This is a genomic window from Levilactobacillus fujinensis, assembly GCF_003946335.1.
Taxonomy (GTDB): domain Bacteria; phylum Bacillota; class Bacilli; order Lactobacillales; family Lactobacillaceae; genus Levilactobacillus; species Levilactobacillus fujinensis.
The window spans coordinates 85,498-103,569 of sequence record NZ_RHNX01000002.1 but is presented as its reverse complement, the minus strand read 5'-3'; the positions used below and the strand labels follow the sequence as shown (position 1 = coordinate 103,569).

Sequence of the window (18,072 nt, the reverse complement as noted above, 5' to 3'; positions counted from 1 at the left end):
TAGGGTTAAAACTTGGCGAGAATCTTATCAATAATTTGGGCAAGCTGGTCGGCATTGACATCTAAAGTGCCAGTGAGCCAGTCGGAAAGAACCCCGATGGCACCAGCTGTGGTGAACGCAACAGTTACTTGAATCTCGGAATCGTTAGGGTCAAACTGTCTTTCGGTCATGACCCGCTGGGCAAAGAGATCTTTGAGTTGCCGCATGACTTTACCGCTCTTTTGGTTTCGTAGGAGAACGCCGAAGAGGGTGGCGTTAGTCGTCAAATATTGGGTAACGGCGCGAAAAAGAGCAGTAAAATTTGCATCGTCGGCATCACTAGGGTACGTTTGGTCAAATAGTTCAGTGAGATTGTCGATAGCCTCATTGATGATTTGATCATACAAGCTGTCGACGTCTGGATAGTGAACGTAGAAGGTTCCTCGTCCAATATTAGCGATTTGTGTAATCTCCGAAACGGTGATTTTGTGTAATGGTTTTTGCTGTAAAAGTTGTAACAAGGTATCTTTGATTAACCGTTGTGTTTTAAGCGTTCTACGGTCCATTGGTCGCCAACCTCCATACGCTATTTTGAAGACAAGTTACTATCTAATCTAATCATTATCGAAATGGTTCTAACTATGTTTAATCAACATAACGATATACAGTATAGGCACACAGTTTCAAAAAATCAACACCTGTTCAATAACTTTTAGTGAATTGCCACTTTGTAAGCGATTAACCGCGTATTTATTTAAAAAAAGGTACAAAAAAAGCCCCCATCAATCCGAGATGGAGGCAACTAGTTGATCCATAGGTTACATTTTGGAATGTACAGAGCAACTAGGCAGGTGCAAACCTGCATAGATAATCATACCTGTTCTATCGTAGAAAAGCTAGGGAAACTTGCAAGTTCTCCAAATTTTAGTTTTTAATGGTAGGATATGAGTTATCAAAAAACGAGGTGAATCAAATGCAAAAAACACGAATCATGCTCTACGTGACAGATGTTGATCGGACTGTTAGGTTCTGGCAGACTTACTTTGCGTTACCGGTTGCCGAGACAATGTCGTTACCAGATGGCTCCCAGAATGTGGTATTGACGCTGAATGCGGGCACTGAGCTCTCCTTATTTGCGCGTAGCTTCATTGCGACCTATTCACCAGAAGTTCTCAACAATGTGCCATCACTGATGTTGTTCGGCGAGCGCTTTGAGGAATTACATGACGAGTTGCCCGGCGCGACTGAAATCGTGGATGATAATGGTCAACGCGCATTTGGTTTTCCAGATCCGGACGGGACCTATTTCGCAGTTGGGCAAGTAAACTAGTGATTTTTGAAAAGTTGCGGCGTGAGTCACAACTTTTTTTCTCTGGAAAATACTGATATGACGGGGTTCTTTGATATTTAGTTAGTTTTTAGTTAGCTTTTGTTGTCAAAGGCTAACTAAAGTGCTAAGATAATGACACGAATTTAAAAGAGGAGGTTCAAAGTATGTCAGACGAAAGTCGTGATTTGTTGCAGAGCTTTGGTAAATTGTTTCAGAACCGAGAATTCTTAATGGTAGTTGGCCATCAACCTGGGATGGGTGGTCACGGCGGGCCTAACGGCGGTCGCGGCCAGATGCGATTACTGCAACTCTTACATCATGCCAAAAATGGGATGACCAATGCTGATATTGCGGAAATTCTGGACATTCGACCAAGTTCGGTCAGTGCCACTATCAGTCGCTTGGAGGACATGGGGTTGGTTGCGCGTGTCCCAAGCGAAGCGGATAAGCGTGCCGTTATTGTTAAATTGAGCGACCGTGGTCAAGAGATGTTTACCCAGTATGATCAGCGGGTAGATGGCCTGTCAGAGAAAATATTCGGTGGGTTAGATGCGGATGAACAGTCCGATTTGGAGCGGCTACTGACGAAGCTCAATCATCAGGTTGGCGACCTTGATTGGGGTGACCTGAATCGTCGTGGCAATGACTGGCCACATCATGGATTCGGTCCCCACTGGTTTTAAGCATATTTGAAATGAGGCGTAAGAGAAATGGAACGAAGAGTAGCAGCACCAAGTGTTAAGCGGTCACGAGTTGGCAGCAAATTTGATTTTCGGGGCTTTATGCATTTGATTCGTCAGACCAAGCCCAAGTACTGGCAGCTTTGGGTAGGCCTGGGGTTGGGAGCACTAGCCACGGGCGCCCAATTGGCCGTGCCTAAGTTTGCCCAATCCTTAATTAACGGACTGGGACAGTCGCTGAACCGACCACTGCTGATTGGCGTGATTGTGTTATTTATCGTTAGTGCCCTGGTAAGTGCGTTTTCGGGTGCACTATTAGGATTCTTTGGAGAAAACGTGGTTGCCCGGTTGCGGGAAATTCTGTGGCAAAAACTGGTCCGACTGCGGGTAAGTTATTTTGATAGCGTCAAGACGGGAGAAATGACATCGCGGCTCGTCAACGATACGATGCAGATCAAGGACCTGTTAGCCAACTCATTTCCACAAATGGTGACTGCCCTCTTACAACTTGGTGGCGCCCTGGTCATCATGTTGTTGATGGACTGGAAAATGACGGCCATTATGTTTATTGCCGTACCGTTGATGATGTTAGTCATGTTTCCCATCATGCGGCTCAGCAATAAGATTGGGCATCAACGGCAGGATACCATGGCAGCATTCAGCGGGGCAACTAACGAAACGTTAGGTGAAATTCGGTTGGTCAAGTCTTCCAATGCTGAAGAATATGAAACACGGACCGGTGGACAACAGATTAGCAGTCTCTATCAAATTGGATTAAAGGAAGCTATTTACGATGCCATTGCTGGTCCCGTTATGACGACGACCATGTTGGCGGTCTTTGTAGGCGTTTTGGCCTACGCCGCAGCGCGAGTTTCAGCAGGAACTATGAGTATGGGAACCATGTTCTCATTTCTCATGTATTTGTTCCAAATCATCGGACCAGCAGGAACTTTAGCACGATTCTTCACAACATTGTCGAAGGCTAGTGGTTCTACGGAACGCGTTCGTGATTTACTTGCGGAGCCAGAGGAACAATTGCTGACGGGAACGACACAGTCCGTCAGTGACCAACCCTTGGCCATGAAACACGTTGACTTTGCTTATGACGACGATGGTGAAATGATTCTTCATGATGTGAACTTTGCGGCCCAGCCCAACTCGGTAGTCGCCTTTGCTGGACCATCTGGTGGCGGGAAGTCAACAATTTTTGGGCTGCTGGAACGTTATTACCAACCACAGAATGGTCAAATTACCATTGGCGATCAGGATGTCGCCACCCTCAGTCTGAATGATTGGCGGTCACAAATTGGGTATGTCAGTCAAGACTCAGCCATCATGGCCGGCACGGTTCGGCATAACTTAACGTATGGGTCGGATCAAACATACTCCGACGACGAGTTGTGGCACGTTTTGCAATTGGCATCGGCGGACGAATTTGTCCACCACATGACCGACGGCTTGGATACACAGGTCGGTGAACGGGGCGTCAAAGTCAGTGGGGGGCAACGCCAACGTTTAGCAATCGCACGAGCATTTCTGCGGGATCCAAAGATTCTCTTATTGGATGAAGCCACGGCTAGTTTGGATTCGGAGTCGGAAGCAATGGTTCAACAAGCGCTAGGGCAACTGATGAAGGGCCGCACAACACTAATTATTGCGCACCGGTTGAGTACCATTGTGGATGCGGACAATATTTACTTCGTTGAAAATGGTCACATTAGCGGGCACGGGACCCATCAGGAATTGATGGCTAGTCTGCCAATCTACAAAGATTACGTTAGAATTCAATTCAAAGAATAGACCAGAAAAGACGTGAACCGTGTGAAAAACGCGACCACGTTTTTTTTACAGTTTAGATAAATTTTATCGTATTTTAATAATTATTTATTGTTTATCAATAACAAATGGCGTATTCTGAAATTAAATAGAGGAGGGACCTGTCGTGAAACGAGAAACGTTATTTCTAAAGTTAGCTTTGACCATTATCGGCTTGATTGTCATTGTGTTGGGAATAGTTGTGGTGCCATTCTTGGTGGATGGAACGACCCACATCATGCACGGATTCTCATTCGTTATGGGCGGTGGATTGCTGGTCACGTGTGGCTGCGTTCTAAACGCTGTCGTGCAGGCATATACGCTATTGCAGCGTGTTGATCAGAATACGGCGTTTTCACTGAAATCAATCACGGCGCTCAAACGAATTAAGTGGAGTGCCTATATCGTGGCCGTTATGTTCTTGGGGATGCTCCCGTTAGCTTATTGGTGGACAAATGCGGCTGATGCGCCAGGGATTTTGTTATTATCGTGTCTTATTTTGGCAGCTGCAACCGTTATCGGCATCTTCGCCAGTATCTTACAAAAACTGGTAGCCAATGCGTTTGCGTTCAAAACAGAAAATGAGCTGACAATATGATTGTAATTAATTTAGACGTCATGCTAGCGAAGCGCAAGATGACGTTAACGGAACTTTCTAAGAAGGTCGGTCTTACCATGGCGAACCTGTCAATTTTGAAAAATGGAAAGGCCCGTGCCGTTCGTTTTTCGACATTGACGGCACTCTGTCGCGTTTTACAGTGTCAGCCGGGAGACTTGTTGGCGTATCAGGAAAATAGGGAAGAATAAGGTATAGGAAAAGGGACTGTGACAACCGCCACAGTCCCTTTTCCTATACAGATTTTTGGGCTACTTTACTAACTTAACAGCATGTTTCGTGTAGACTACATGCCAGCCCTTTGGTAAGCCAGAGACGTGTTTGAACTTTCCTTTGTGTGCGTGGAAAGTGAGAACCTTCGTCCCGTTCTTTAAGGCGTCAGAGGTTAACTTCAATGTCCCGTTCAGTTTGGCGGTCTTCTTAATGTTGACGTGAGCATCGCGACTTAGCTTCAGTTGACCAGCTTTTGTTTGTTGGAAATTACCTTTGATGGTGACCTTAGTCGTTGCCAATTGAAGTTGGCCACCCTTGATTGTAAGGTTTCCCTTACCCAATGCGGAAGGGGTTGCTAATTGCAAGGCACCGGCCTTCAACAGAGTCCCACCGGTGTAGCTGTTATTTCCACTCAACGTTAGGCTACCAGAACCAGTCTTTGTCAATTGGCCCTTACCGGCAATATTGTTACGCCAATTATCCTTAGCGTTGAATCCGCCTTGGCTGGCATCCATGTTAACCGTGACTTGGTCATTGAGAGCGCCGTAACCGTTGGCAGCGGAGAAGAGGTCTAAGCGGCCCCAACCTTCAGCATCGTCCATAACGGGATAACCGGACGGCATTCCCGTCGTGAATAAGACGTCACGCCGTTGGGTTGCGTTTAGGTAAGGCAACCGGGTTGCTAAGAGGACTTCGGCACCCTTTGGAACGCGCATGGCTTGTGTTGTATTTCCAGTTTGACTGAAGCCGTAAGTCATCCGAAAACGGTAAGCATCCCGGTTCGTTTGGTAATCTTTGAAGTCGTCGGTTGCAGACAGTTCCTTGGTCTTCAACAGGGAGTCGGTATGAGCAACGGCGTAAGCTTGCTTCATTAATTCTTGATTCTTAGGATCGTTCAGAGTAGCGGCAGTCATAGCCGTTCCAACCATCCGACCACCCATCACGGCTAATGGTGAGTGTCGGCCGGCTAGGATTCGGTCGTAGCCTACTTCGGAAGAACGGGTGATCAGTTCTTGAAAGCGTTCGGGTACGGCGTAGGCCAACGCTTCACCAGATTCAAAGGCAGCGGTTGTGTGCCCACTTGGGAAGTCGTAGTCGTCAGCTTTAGCAGCGGCCATGACCTTAGAAAGGGCTGGGACAACTTTAACATCAGTACTTTGACGGTAAGGACGGACGTAGCGGACAACGTGTTTTACCACACCAGTACCAGAGAATGGTGAACTTGCTGTGGTGTCGACGAGCTTAACTAGGGGACCAAGTGGGGAGGTCGTTGATGCCCAAGTCACCTTACTGTAGGGTGCATCTGCAGGAAGAGGGGTACTTGGCATGTCATTAAAGTCGGTCTTGGCGTCAGCATTTTTAATGAATGCTGAGGCGTAAGGCCCCAAGCCAGAAACCAAATTGTAACGCAGATTCCGACGGTCAGTCAGATAGGAACGCGTGGCTTCCGCGTCAGTTCGCTTCTGCGTAATGGCAGCAGCCTTGCCCACATTTTCGCCTAGTAAGACGGGGCTCAAAACTTTGTCGTTATTCCAGTATGTAGAGAACTCAGCCATCTCACCAATGACGGGGTTGTTGGTCTGCGTCGTGTTTTTCTTGACGTTTTGTTGATACGTGTCCACAAAGTAGCCGTAAGGGGCTTCGTGTGTGGAGAGATCATCGGCAGTCGTTGCAGCACTGGCCACGGTTGTTGCCATGGGGAGTGTCACGGCGACTAAAGAAAGAATTGTTGCGGCGCGTTTGGTCCAAGTACGTTGCCTAGTTTTCATGAAAATACCTGCCTTTCAAAAGTGCGGTGACGTTTTCATTTCCGGTTACATTCACATCATAACGTAGTGATTAGTGATTGTCAGTAGGGTTAATTAAAATAATACACTAACCACACAAAACTATTACATAGCGTTCGGAACCACGTCTCATGAGGGTTGGTTTAAAAATTAAGTTACTTAATTGCTCCAAGGGGTAAAACGATAGCAATTCGAGTTGCTACCGTTTCGAAATAGATTTGGCTATGATAAAACAGAAATCACCAAATATTTTGGGAGGAAGTTCTGATGATAACTTTTGATGAATTGACCGCAAGTTTGACCGCGCCGCTAGAGGTTCCCGTTTTGGAAGATGAAGAGTGGTACGGTGGTTGTGTGGCTGATGGTTCGCAATACCCATTAACTCGTGAGAGTACATATGAGCTTGATTTGATTCATTTGGTGAATGGCAACCAGGTTGCTCCGATTTTTCTGTCCACTAAGGGTCGGGCAATCTGGAGTGCGACGCCGTTCAAGCTGACATTAGCTGATGGTATTTTCCATATCGTCACGCGTGATGCCGTTTCAATGGTAACCGGGGCTGACGGTCTCCGTGGCGCTCAGCAAGTGGTCGCTGAGCAAGCCTTTCAGTTGGGCAAAATGCCGCCACGAGCATTTTTTGACCTACCTCAATGGAATACGTGGATTGAGCTACTTTATCAACAAAATCAGACTGATGTCTTGAAGTACGCACATGGTATTGCTGATAATGGGTTTCCAGCAGGAATTATTATGATCGACGACTTATGGGCCGACTACTATGGTCGCTGGGAGTTCTCCGCACGTAAGTTCCCTGATCCTCGAGCGATGGTCGATGAGTTACATGATATGGGGTTCAAGGTCATGGTTTGGGTCTGTCCATTTGTCAGTGCGGATTCTATGGAATACCGGGAGCTACGCGATAAGCAGATGTTGTTGCGTGAGCCATCAGGTGAACCTGTGGTCCGCGAATGGTGGAATGGCTACAGTGCCATTTTGGATTTAAGTCATTCAGCGACTTATGACTGGCTAAAAGGGACACTGCAGAAATTGCAAGCAGATACAGGTGTTGATGGCTTTAAATTTGACGCAGGCGATCCACATTTCTATCAAGAAACCGACATCTCAGCCGGCGAATTGAGCCCACAACAGCAGACCCAACTATGGGGTGAGTTTGGTGCAGAGTTTCCTTATAATGAATTCCGGGCCAACTACCGCAATGAAGGCGCACCATTGGTTAATCGCCTACAAGATAAGCGTTTTGAGTGGGGCAAAGACGGTCTGTCTGAACTGATTCCAGATACGATTGCACAAGGCCTGTTGGGATACTATTTTAGCTGTCCAGATATGATTGGTGGCGGTGAAATTCGGAGTTTGATCACTCTCGATCATTTTGATCAGGAACTCATCGTCCGTTCTGCGCAGTGTTCAGCATTAATGCCGATGATGCAGTTTTCCGTGGCGCCATGGCGGGTACTGGATAAAGAACACCTGGCACTCTGCCGGCAAGCGGCGAAACTTCACCAGCAATTTGCCGACGATATCGCAATTTTAGCGGAAAATGCTGCTCAAACTGGTGCACCAATTGTTCGTTCCATGGCTTACGACTTTGCCGAAACGAAGCGGCAGTATTTGAACACGCAGTTCATGCTGGGAAATGATTTCCTGGTTGCGCCAGTACTAGAGCCACATGCAACACAAAAGGCCATTTACTTCCCTGCCGGTCAATGGCAAGCCATCACTGGTGAGGCGACTATCATTACGGGACCAGCTGAACGGCAAGTACCGGTAACCCTGCAATCTTTGCCAGCTTACCGTAAGTTATCGTCAAATTAAGGGAAAATGGGGCGCAAGATTATGGAAAACAATACAAATCACGGTTGGGTCAGCCGGACTTCTTATGCGTTTGGGGCATTTGGGCATGACTTATTCAACCAGGTTATGAACAGCTACTTTATTATGTTTGTCACGAATCACTTATTTAATTCGTCAGACACGGCCTACAACAATAAAATGATTGGGGTCATGACGACCATCATCTTTGTTCTTCGGGTCGCTGAGTTATTCATTGATCCCTTCATTGGGAATACGATTGACAAGACGCAGACCCGTTGGGGAAAATTCAAGCCCTGGGTCGTTGTCGGAACCATTGTTTCTGGTTTAGCCATGATGCTCTTATTCAGTGATATGTGGGGCCTGACTAGCAAGCCAATGTATTACCTATTCATCTTTACCTTCGTCTACATTGTTATGGATATCTTCTTTGCCTTCAAAGATATTGGTCTGTGGTCCATGCTACCAGCGCTGTCTTTTGATTCACTGGAACGGGAAAAAACCGCAACGATTGCCCGGATTGGCTCTACGTTAGGGGGGACGATTGTTACCGTAACAATTATTCCAATGATTTTAATGTTTTCTGCCACCAACGAGGGCGGTACTGGGGATAGCCGGGGGTGGTTCCTGTACGCCGTCGTTGCTGCAATAATTGCACTTTTGGGAGCGGTTTCAATTGGATTTGGGACTAAGGAAGTTAACTCTCGTTTGCGGGAAAATAAAGAAGAAACTGGATTTAAGAAGGTACTGTGGATCCTGGTCCACAACGATCAGTTGCTTTGGCTGGCATTAGCGTACGTCCTGTATGGTTCAGGGGTCTACCTGACCAATTCATTAATGCTGTACTACTTCACTTACGTTTTGGGCGACGCTGCAAAATTCTCCATTCTGGGGATGTTGAATATGGGGATTGGTCTACTTGCCGTTTCCCTGTTCCCGGCGTTAGCTAAAAAGTTTAAACGACGGAACGTTTTCGTCATCTGTATCGTCATCATCTTCGTTGCCATTGGTTTGTTTTCATTTGCCGATAAGAATCTCTGGTTAGTTCTGTTAGCAGGTGCGCTCTTCAACCTGCCACAGCCACTGATTTTCTTAGTGGTTCTGATGACCTTTACGGATATCGTGGAATATGGACAATTGAAGTTGGGCCACCGAGATGAATCGTTAGTTCTGTCCATTCGGCCACTGGTCGATAAATTGTCTGGCGCGATTGTGACTGGTATCACTGGGATGACGGCAGTGATGGCCGGCATGTCTGGTAATGCTAAGGTTAGTGCAATGACGTCTAGCAACGTGTTGACGTTGAAAGCTATTATGCTTGGTACACCCATTGTGACCGTGATCATTGGGAGTATTATCTTCTTGAGCAAGGTTAAGATTACCGAAGAAAAACATGCGGAAATCGTTGCTGAATTGGAAAAGACTTGGGGCAAGGACGACGCAGAAAAAAAGTAGGTTAAAAAAAGTTGGGACATATGACGTATGTTTCAACACCATAGTGGCGTAAATAAAAAGTTGCTTCTTTCAGAACCGTTAGATTCTGAAAGAAGCAACTTTTTGAGTTATATCCCAGTCACAGCTTTTTAGATTACGGCGCGAACGTCTGGCGATGGTGATTAGTGGCGAAGATTTAACTGAATCCGGCAAAGTAATTCCGGCATGAATAAGTGGAGGTCGTGGCCCAACTCAGTTGTGGGCTGTCGCATGTCGGTTAGTGCCCAGCGCCGAATATAGCTGACGAAGCCGTCCACGTAGAAATGGAGCGCCTTTTGCTCATCGGTCGAGAGCGATTGGTGCGTGCTGTGAATAATAATGGTGTTAGAAAACTCGCGGACTAGCTCACTACGGAAAAAGTCAGTGAAGGAGTTTTGACCGGTATCTTGAAATGTCATTTTGAAGAATGCCTGATGGGATTTGAGATAGGTCAAGGATTTGGTAAAAATCCCTTCCCACGTGTACTCATGGCAGTCTTTGAAAATTTCAGTCATCGATTCCTGGTAGTAGCAATTAATCACATCATATTTATCAGCGAAGTATTTGTAAAAGGACCCCCGACTCACGCTAGCTTCCTGGAGAATGTCGTTCACCGTTATGTTCTTGATTTCCTGGTGCTGGCCGAGTGTGTAGACGGCGTTGAAAAGCTGTTGTCGAATATCCATTTTTTCACCAACTTTGGACAGAATATAGACTTTGTTTAGTAATGAACAAAAAGCACGAATCGTCTCTTACTTATCATAAGCGTATCTGGTACATTGGACAAGTAAGCGTTACCCAACCAGTACAGAATAGTTAGGGGCGTTGAACCATAAGCAAGCTTAAGTTAAGTGTAGGAGGTTTTTGTGATGAGTTATCAATTTTTGCAACCAAAGACGTTAAAATCTGGTGTTCAGATTAAGAACCGAGTGGTTTTACCGCCAATGACGGAATGCATGGCATTAGAGAACGGGGAGGTTTCCCGTGAAGAGTTGCGCTATGCCGACATTCATACCGGTGGTGTGGGAATGTTTATTACCCCAGTTGCTTACGTCAATGCCCGAGGCAAGGGGTTCGAAGGCCAATTGTCGGCCGCCGAGGATCGGTTCATTCCGGGTTTGAGGAAGTTAGCACGTGCTATCCAGAAGAATGGGTCGAAGGCCATCTTGCAGATCTTTAGTGTTGGTCGGATGTCGACTTCCGCTATCTTACGGGGACAGCAGACCGTTTCCGCCAGTGCAGTTGCGGCGCTACGTCCCGGGGCTGAAACGCCAGTGGCATTAACGGCTACCGAAATTGAACAGACCATCACAGATTTTGGCGAAGCAACGCGCCGGGCCATTGCGGCTGGATTTGATGGCGTTGAAATTCACGGTGCCAATACGTATCTGATTCAACAGTTCTTCTCACCACACAGTAATCGCCGGACTGACAAGTGGGGTGGCTCCGTTGAAAAACGGATGACCTTCCCGCTACGAATCGTGGCTGAAGTGCAACGCGCCGTTAAGGAAAATAGCAATCGCCCATTTGCAGTGGGTTACCGATTCTCGCCAGAAGAAATTGAGGAACCCGGAATCACCTTGGCTGATACGCTAAAACTGGTTGCTAAGTTGGATACCTTGGGCTTGGACTACCTGCACGTTTCCATGGGAAATGTTTGGCGGACATCTCTGCGTGATCATGATGATCAGGAACCAGTAATCAAGAAGATTCAGCGCGCAGTTTCTCAGACACCCCTGATTTCCGTTGGAAGTATTGACACGCCAGCAGATGCTGAACGCGTCATGACGGCCGACATTGACTTTGTCGCTATTGGTCGGGAGAGTATCCGGGAGCCACAATGGGTCGAAAAAGTTGTAGCAGGTGCTGAAGATAGTATTCGCTATACCCTGCCACTAGCCGATTTAGATGAGTTGGGTATTGCGTCACCTTACTTCGACTTCTTAGCTGGAATGGATGCTGGTGGCGCTCACATAGGTTTTGTGCCAGCATTGAACCAACCTACTATGGCCGATGCAGAAGATCCTGTCTTTAAAAAATAGATCTTATAAATAACGGACGTCGACGAACCGCAATGGTTTGGTGGCGTCCGTTTTGACTGCTCAAGGCTTGAAGGCTAAATTAGTCATGCTGTTTTTGTGACAGCTACGTTAATGGCCGCCAGCTCTGATTGTGCACGTCATTTCAACCACTTGGCTACCGGCTAAGTTCGTGTGTTAAGGTGGCGTTTCCCCAATGTTCCAGGGAGAGTAAGATGTTGTGAAACATACAGCCACTATCCGTAAGCTGATAGCTGTAAGCATCGTCTGCTATCGTTTCAATCAACCCAAGGTCCGTGAGTTGTTTAAGCCGCAATAGGAGGTTGAAGGTTGAAATTCCACGAACGGTGCGTCGGAGCGCCATGAAATCTGTGGGTTGAGGATCGAGTTGATACAAGATGAGGGCGTACCAACGTTGGTGGAGCACCTCGACGCCAAGTTCGCTGCCGAGGTTGAGCTGTGTTAATGCCATGTTGCCAGATCCTTTCTGATATAATTATTGCAGCTGAAGGTAGTTAAATAACCGGTAGCTCAGCCGAAAGCCAAATGTCTTGTCCGGATTATCGAAATCGATTTCAATTAACCCCTGAATCTTGGCGAGCCGTTTAGACAGGCTATTGCGGTGTAGGTGCAGTTGTTCAGCAGTCGTGTTGATGCGACAATCGTTTTCTAAAAATTCGTAGAGGGTGGCGAATAACGCCGTATGATGGTCGTCATCGTACTGTTTCAAAAAGAGAAGTTGGGCGCACATCGTGTTCTTTAGTAACGACGAATCTTTGACCTGTGACAAAATAATGTAGATGTTGTACTTCTGCGTAGAGTTCACGATAGTTGCCGTGTGTAACTGGTGCGCGAGGTGACTGGCTTGTCGACAAATTTGCAGGAACTCTGGCGTTTTGACGACATCTTGATAGGCTTCGGAGATGAAGAAGTAGTGATCAAATTCTTGTCCCAGTCGGGCTAATTGTGGACGTAGCTTGGGGAGGTCGGCCTCGTTTAGTAGGAAAATTAGTTCTTGTTGTGAATCCTCTGTCAGTGGGGACGGCGTAATCAGGTCGCGCAGGGCCGTCACGAACTCAGTTTGGTTCGTCGTTTTGGCTGTGGCGGTCACACAGACGATGCGGTCACGACCACCGACGACGCGGCGAAGGAGGCTGACGTCGGTGGTCGTGGGATGGGCTAATAGGGTTGCCAGTAAGTTATTGACCTCGCCTTGATTAGGATTCAGCGCATAGCGATCAATGAAGTGGTTGAGAATCTGCAGTGCCAACTGAACCTGGTGGGAAATCAATGGATCACTTTTGGCCTGTGCGGTAAAGAAGTACCAGTTATTGAGCGCCAAAGGGTTGACGATATGACGGATGAACGCATACTGCCCCTGATGGTAAGCAGTTGCATGGTCCGTGGGAGATAACCAGTCTGCCGGTACCTGTGTTAGGGTCAATCGTCCCTGACTGATAATATGGCCGTGTTGATCGGTCACTAAAACGGCCTGATTCAAGTAGTCAGCGAGTAAACCGGTAATCTGATCGATGGTCGTACATTCGATGGCTTGAAGCAAAAGTGTCTCAGTTTCCATGAGCGGCCTCCTTAGTGTTCAAAGTGCACACCTTGATTTTATGTTAATGGTGATTAGCCACACTGCTATAGCTTAATAGCTAGTGCAATAGTGTTATCACGCTGGAAAGTAGCTTATCATTTGAAGGGCAAAATGTCCACTGAAAAAAAGACTTGCAGTAAATTACGTCAATGGTAGCTGGCTTTTAATCGAAACCAGTGCGTGTGGCGGTCGACCATTTGGTGGGTGAGGCCATCTTTCGTAGATCATAACTGTAAGCGGTCCCATAATATGCTACGATGAGAACGGAAAAACGACTTTGAAGGGAGCAACGAACATGCCAATTTCAGTTCAGCAGCATCAATTTCATCTGCAGACCGACCATACCAGTTATATTCTTCACGTCATGGAGAACGGAGAATTGGGACAGTTGTACTATGGACAGCGGATTCATGACCAGGCCAACTATCCCGATCTGACCGTTCGCGAAGAGCACGGCGCGATTCCAGCATGGCGGCTTGATCGACCAGACTTTCAACCGGAAACTTTAAAGCAGGAGTTCGCCAGCTTAGGCAAGGGAGATTATCGTGATCCGGCGTTTCAAGTGACTTCACCGGATGGGAGCCGGATTTCAGAATTTCACTATCAGAGCTACCGAGTGACAGATGGAAAACAGCGGCTGAATGGGCTACCATCGACCTTTGCGATTGGTGATGATGTCCAGACACTGACGCTTACGTTACACGATGACGTGGCCCAGTTAACGCTGGACTTGCAGTATGTAATTTTCCCCCATCAGGACGTTATTGTGCGGAGTGCACGCTTCGCGAATGGCGGCGAGCAGACGTTATTGCTTGATCGTGCCATGAGCAGTCAGCTGGATTTGCCGGATGCCAATTACGAGTTGTTACAGTTTTCCGGGAGCTGGGCGCGTGAACGGCACTTGGTGCGCTCACCACTTCATAGTGGGTCACAGAGCATTGGCAGTTTGCGGGGGGCTTCCAGTCATCAACAGAATCCGGCCATGATTTTGGCCCGCCCCACAACGGATGAAGATCACGGGTCGGCGTTTGGTTTTAACCTGATTTATTCCGGGAACTTTTTGGACCAAGTTGAGGTCGACGCCTTTGATACGGCGCGTATTTTAACTGGCATCAATCCGGAAGAATTCGGCTGGCAGTTGACGCCTGGTGCGACGTTCCAGACGCCGGAATCCGTACTCAGTTACACGACTGCCGGCTTGAATCAGTTGAGTCAGCAAATGGGTGAATTTTATCAACACCACTTGGTGAACCCACACTTTGCCCAGACGCCGCGGCCAGTACTGATCAACAATTGGGAAGGGACCTACTTTAAATTTGATGAGGCCAAACTGACGGCGATTGCTAGCGAAGCCAAAAACCTGGGAATTGAAATGTTTGTGCTGGATGACGGCTGGTTCGGCCACCGTAACGACGATACCACGTCTTTGGGGGACTGGGATGTGTATGCACGGAAATTACCTAATGGAATCGCCCATTTGGCCGACAGAATTCATGACATGGGATTGAAATTCGGATTGTGGTTCGAACCGGAAATGATTTCGATCGATAGCGACTTGTACCGCGCCCATCCGGAATGGACAGTCAAGACACCCCACCGGGAAATGACGCCCGGACGGAATCAATTTGTTATTGACATGGCGAATCCGGAAGTTGTTGACTATCTGTATGGTAAAATCAGCCGACTGATTGAAGATGCCCAGCTGGACTACATCAAATGGGATATGAACCGCAATATCACGGAGGCCTACAGCCCAACCTTACTAGCTGGTCAGCAGTTGGAATTTGCTCACCGTTACATGCTCGGCGTTTATCAACTGTATGGCCGCTTGACGACAACATATCCAGATGTGTTGTTTGAATCCTGTGCTTCTGGAGGTGGTCGTTTTGATTTAGGCATGATGGCGTACGCACCACAAGCCTGGACTAGCGATGATACAGATGCCGTGGAACGTTTGAAGATTCAATTTGGCACGTCGTACGGTTATCCGCAAGCAATGATGGGCGCACATGTGTCGGCTGTGCCGAATGATCAGATGGGTCGAATCACGCCGATTGAAACGCGGGCGGCCGTGGCTTACTTTGGTGACCTTGGCTACGAATTGGACGTGACGACCTGTTCGGCTGCTGAAAAGGTGGCCATCAAGAAACAGGTTGCTTTCTACAAAGCCCATCGCGAGCTGTTCCAGCAAGGTAAGTTCTACCGTCTGGATAGTCCGTTTACGGGTGATGGCAACGTCGGTAGTTGGCAGGTCGTCAGTGCGAACGGTCAACATGCAGTTGCGGCGCGGTATCAAGTGCTGAATCATCCGAATCCAGCATACAATCGCCTCTATTTGCGCGGATTGCTACCGACTCAGCAATACCGGATTGCCGGTAATGACCACGTTTATTACGGCGATGAGCTGATGAATGCTGGCGTTTTCATCCCACACGTACAAGACAGCACGGAGGGAATCGAGGAGTCATTTGACTTCAGTTCCCAGCTATTAGTGATCGATGCAGTTGAAAAGTAAAAAGTGACAATTGGAGGCGATTGCGCTACAGTCGTCTCTTTAGCGTATAATGGGACTAATATTTAGCGGAGGTGGCGGCGATGAAAATTCTAGTGACGGGCTTTGACCCGTTCGGTGGCGAATCGACGAACCCGGCGCTTGAGGCAGTGGAACAGTTGCCGGCAACGATTTCCGGGGCGACAATTGTAAAGTTGGAGATTCCGACCATCTTTAATCGGTGTGCAGAGGTCGTGCGAGCGGCTATCGTTCGCGAGCACCCGGATGTGGTTTTGAGCGTTGGTCAGGCGGGGGGTCGCGCAGCCTTGACACCGGAACTGGTTGCCATTAATTTGAGCGACGGTCGCATTCCGGATAACGCTGGGCAGCAACCGGTCGACCAACCAATTCAGACGAATGGGGAGACGGCTTACTTTACACAACTGCCGGTCAAAGCCATGGTGGCGGCGATTCGGGCGGCTGGACTGCCAAGTACTGTGTCGACGACGGCCGGAACTTATGTGTGCAATCATATTATGTATCAGGTTCAGTACTTGCGGGCGACTGAGTTTCCGGAGTTACACGCGGGATTCATGCACATTCCGTTTCTGCCAAGTCAGGTGACCGAACGCCCCAACGTGCCGTCGATGTCGTTGACGGACGATGTGCGCGGAATCACGGCGGCGATTACGGCAATCGTCCAGCAAACAGAGTGAGCCGGAAGCGCTTCTTCAATGTGGAGGAGCGTTTTTTAGTGTCAGCACTCAAAAATGGTCGAGTTGCCGGGACATTTTGCGTATTGGTACCGTCGTTTAGCGAAGTGTTCTATAATTATTTATATAAGTGAGATTGGAGGAATTATCATGCAGAAATATACTGCAGAGTTTATGGGGACTTTTATGCTGGTCTTCTTGGGTACGGGCGCTGTAACGGTCGCCGCGGGGAATACATTGACGATTGGGCTGGCTTTTGGGCTGGCGATTACAGTGTCGGCGTACGCATTTGGCGGCATTTCCGGTGGACATTTTAATCCGGCAGTGACGACGGCTATGTTGATCAATCGGCGCATTGGCGGTAAGGACGCGGCGGGCTACATTGTGGCGCAGGTATTGGGGGCGACGGTGGCGTCGGCCTTTATTAAATTATTTGTCAGCGGACTGGGTTTAGCGACGAACCAATTGGGGCAAACGGACTTTCCCAAGATTTCTATGGGCTTAGCCTTCGTGGTAGAAGCACTCGTGACGTTCCTGTTCCTGCTGGTGATTCTAAACGTGACCAGCGACCGTCATGGCAACGGAGACTTTGCCGGTTTGACGATTGGGATAACCTTGGCTTTCTTGATTATTGTGGCACTAAATCTAACGGGCGGTTCATTGAACCCAGCCCGGTCATTTGGGCCCGCAATCTTCGCTGGTGGTAGCGCGCTGTCGCACCTGTGGCTGTATATTTTGGCGCCAGAAGTTGGTGCAATCTTAGCAGCATTCGTTGGCCGAATGATGGGCAGCGAAGACTAGATTAGAGAAAAAATACCGGAGTGGGACATAGGGTGCAGGTTTCGACACCATAGTAGCGTAAAGAAAAGTTGCTCCTTTCAGAGTCGTTAGATTCTGAAAGGAGCAACTTTTTGAGTTATATCCTAGTCGCGTATTTTTGAAATCCTATGATATTCGGTGTTGCTAGAGAAATCTGTTGCCGCCTTTTTGTCAATCAGTGATTTCATGAACGCGGAAAGCGACAATGTCGGCAATCAGTTCTTTGGGGAGCGGTTGGTCGTAAGGCAGCTGAATTGCCCCCTTGGACGTGTGGTAGCTGGCAAGCTCTTCAGTGAAATGTGCAATGGGCGAAGCCGTGGGGTAGAGACCGAGGTGATGTTTGGCCGCAGCAAAGTAAATGACGGGCTTCCCGGCAACATAGAAGGCGGGCATGCCGTAGCTGAGCTTCTCGGTCGCGTCGGAAAGTAGTGATTTGAGCAGATCGTACATGGCGACGAGCTCGGTGTGATGGTCGGCATCGGCCGGGGTGGTGAGGTAGGATTGGATGGGGGACATGGGTTTTGGGAGCTCCTTTTTGATGGGATTTATTCAATTAATTATATCAGTTTTTTCTGTAGCTACCATAAAATTCAAATGAACTTATATTGCTTAGTATTGTTGGTATATCAGGGCTACAATCAAAAATATGTGAGAAAGAATAATGTTATTTTTGATGATATAGGTTGA

The 18,072-nt window shown here is 47.9% G+C and carries 17 protein-coding genes; 11 read left to right on the top strand and 6 right to left on the bottom strand.

Annotation, left to right across the window (positions count from 1 at the left end):
- Nucleotides 1–5: 5 nt before the first annotated feature.
- Nucleotides 6–545 (bottom strand): TetR/AcrR family transcriptional regulator, encoded by a 540-nt coding sequence (locus tag EKM89_RS01315; RefSeq protein ID WP_125685357.1) that lies wholly within the window; start codon nucleotides 543–545, stop codon nucleotides 6–8.
- A gap of 407 nt (nucleotides 546–952) precedes the next feature.
- Here EKM89_RS01315 and EKM89_RS01310 point away from each other — a divergent pair, with 407 nt between their 5' ends.
- The 5 genes from EKM89_RS01310 to EKM89_RS01290 all read left to right on the top strand — a co-directional run bounded on the left by EKM89_RS01310 (nucleotide 953) and on the right by EKM89_RS01290 (nucleotide 4,611).
- Nucleotides 953–1,309 carry a VOC family protein gene (locus EKM89_RS01310; RefSeq protein WP_125685356.1) on the top strand — a complete coding sequence of 119 codons (357 nt, stop codon included), beginning with the start codon at nucleotides 953–955 and terminating at the stop codon, nucleotides 1,307–1,309.
- 164 nt (nucleotides 1,310–1,473) lie between these two features.
- Complete coding sequence (locus EKM89_RS01305) at nucleotides 1,474–1,992, top strand: MarR family winged helix-turn-helix transcriptional regulator (RefSeq protein ID WP_125685355.1); 519 nt, start codon at nucleotides 1,474–1,476, stop codon at nucleotides 1,990–1,992.
- A 27-nt stretch (nucleotides 1,993–2,019) separates the two neighbouring features.
- Nucleotides 2,020–3,789 (top strand): ABC transporter ATP-binding protein, encoded by a 1,770-nt coding sequence (locus EKM89_RS01300; protein WP_125685354.1) that lies wholly within the window; start codon nucleotides 2,020–2,022, stop codon nucleotides 3,787–3,789.
- Nucleotides 3,790–3,931: 142 nt separating this feature from the next.
- Nucleotides 3,932–4,402, top strand: coding sequence for a DUF2975 domain-containing protein (locus tag EKM89_RS01295; RefSeq protein WP_125685353.1), 471 nt, complete (start codon nucleotides 3,932–3,934; stop codon nucleotides 4,400–4,402).
- On the top strand, nucleotides 4,399–4,611 hold the full coding sequence (locus EKM89_RS01290) for a helix-turn-helix domain-containing protein (RefSeq protein ID WP_125685352.1): 213 nt from the start codon (nucleotides 4,399–4,401) through the stop codon (nucleotides 4,609–4,611). The genes EKM89_RS01295 and EKM89_RS01290 overlap by 4 nt, the downstream gene beginning before the upstream one ends.
- A 60-nt stretch (nucleotides 4,612–4,671) precedes the next feature.
- Here the strand turns inward: EKM89_RS01290 and EKM89_RS01285 are convergent, their stop codons facing one another.
- Nucleotides 4,672–6,402, bottom strand: coding sequence for a phosphatase PAP2 family protein (locus EKM89_RS01285; protein ID WP_125685351.1), 1,731 nt, complete (start codon nucleotides 6,400–6,402; stop codon nucleotides 4,672–4,674).
- 285 nt (nucleotides 6,403–6,687) lie between these two features.
- On the opposite strand from EKM89_RS01285, the gene EKM89_RS01280 reads away from it, so the two are divergent.
- Nucleotides 6,688–8,253, top strand: coding sequence for a glycoside hydrolase family 31 protein (locus EKM89_RS01280; protein WP_125685350.1), 1,566 nt, complete (start codon nucleotides 6,688–6,690; stop codon nucleotides 8,251–8,253).
- 21 nt (nucleotides 8,254–8,274) lie between these two features.
- The gene (locus tag EKM89_RS01275; RefSeq protein WP_125685349.1) at nucleotides 8,275–9,705 is read left to right on the top strand and encodes a glycoside-pentoside-hexuronide (GPH):cation symporter; all 1,431 of its coding nucleotides are present in this window, start codon (nucleotides 8,275–8,277) and stop codon (nucleotides 9,703–9,705) included.
- Nucleotides 9,706–9,866: 161 nt separating this feature from the next.
- Here EKM89_RS01275 and EKM89_RS01270 read toward each other — a convergent pair whose 3' ends face one another.
- Nucleotides 9,867–10,409, bottom strand: a complete 543-nt coding sequence (locus EKM89_RS01270) for a TetR/AcrR family transcriptional regulator (RefSeq protein ID WP_125685348.1) — start codon at nucleotides 10,407–10,409, stop codon at nucleotides 9,867–9,869.
- Between the two features lie 183 nt (nucleotides 10,410–10,592).
- Between EKM89_RS01270 and EKM89_RS01265 the strand changes: the two genes are divergently transcribed.
- Entirely contained in the window at nucleotides 10,593–11,765 is a 1,173-nt protein-coding gene (locus EKM89_RS01265) for an NADH-dependent flavin oxidoreductase (protein WP_191988737.1), read from the top strand.
- Between the two features lie 154 nt (nucleotides 11,766–11,919).
- Here EKM89_RS01265 and EKM89_RS01260 read toward each other — a convergent pair whose 3' ends face one another.
- The gene (locus EKM89_RS01260; protein ID WP_125685346.1) at nucleotides 11,920–12,234 is read right to left on the bottom strand and encodes a winged helix-turn-helix transcriptional regulator; all 315 of its coding nucleotides are present in this window, start codon (nucleotides 12,232–12,234) and stop codon (nucleotides 11,920–11,922) included.
- A 24-nt stretch (nucleotides 12,235–12,258) separates the two neighbouring features.
- Nucleotides 12,259–13,341: a PucR family transcriptional regulator gene (locus EKM89_RS01255; RefSeq protein ID WP_125685345.1), complete on the bottom strand. Its 1,083-nt coding sequence runs from the start codon at nucleotides 13,339–13,341 to the stop codon at nucleotides 12,259–12,261.
- Nucleotides 13,342–13,657: 316 nt separating this feature from the next.
- On the opposite strand from EKM89_RS01255, the gene EKM89_RS01250 reads away from it, so the two are divergent.
- From EKM89_RS01250 to EKM89_RS01240, 3 genes are all read left to right on the top strand, one after another.
- Nucleotides 13,658–15,877, top strand: coding sequence for an alpha-galactosidase (locus EKM89_RS01250; RefSeq protein WP_125685344.1), 2,220 nt, complete (start codon nucleotides 13,658–13,660; stop codon nucleotides 15,875–15,877).
- A gap of 80 nt (nucleotides 15,878–15,957) precedes the next feature.
- A complete protein-coding gene (gene pcp / locus EKM89_RS01245; protein ID WP_125685343.1) occupies nucleotides 15,958–16,569 on the top strand; it encodes a pyroglutamyl-peptidase I in 612 nt (203 codons plus the stop codon).
- A gap of 147 nt (nucleotides 16,570–16,716) precedes the next feature.
- Entirely contained in the window at nucleotides 16,717–17,367 is a 651-nt protein-coding gene (locus EKM89_RS01240; RefSeq protein WP_125685342.1) for an MIP/aquaporin family protein, read from the top strand.
- A 189-nt stretch (nucleotides 17,368–17,556) separates the two neighbouring features.
- Here the strand turns inward: EKM89_RS01240 and EKM89_RS01235 are convergent, their stop codons facing one another.
- Complete coding sequence (locus EKM89_RS01235) at nucleotides 17,557–17,901, bottom strand: iron chaperone (protein ID WP_125685341.1); 345 nt, start codon at nucleotides 17,899–17,901, stop codon at nucleotides 17,557–17,559.
- Nucleotides 17,902–18,072: the final 171 nt, after the last annotated feature.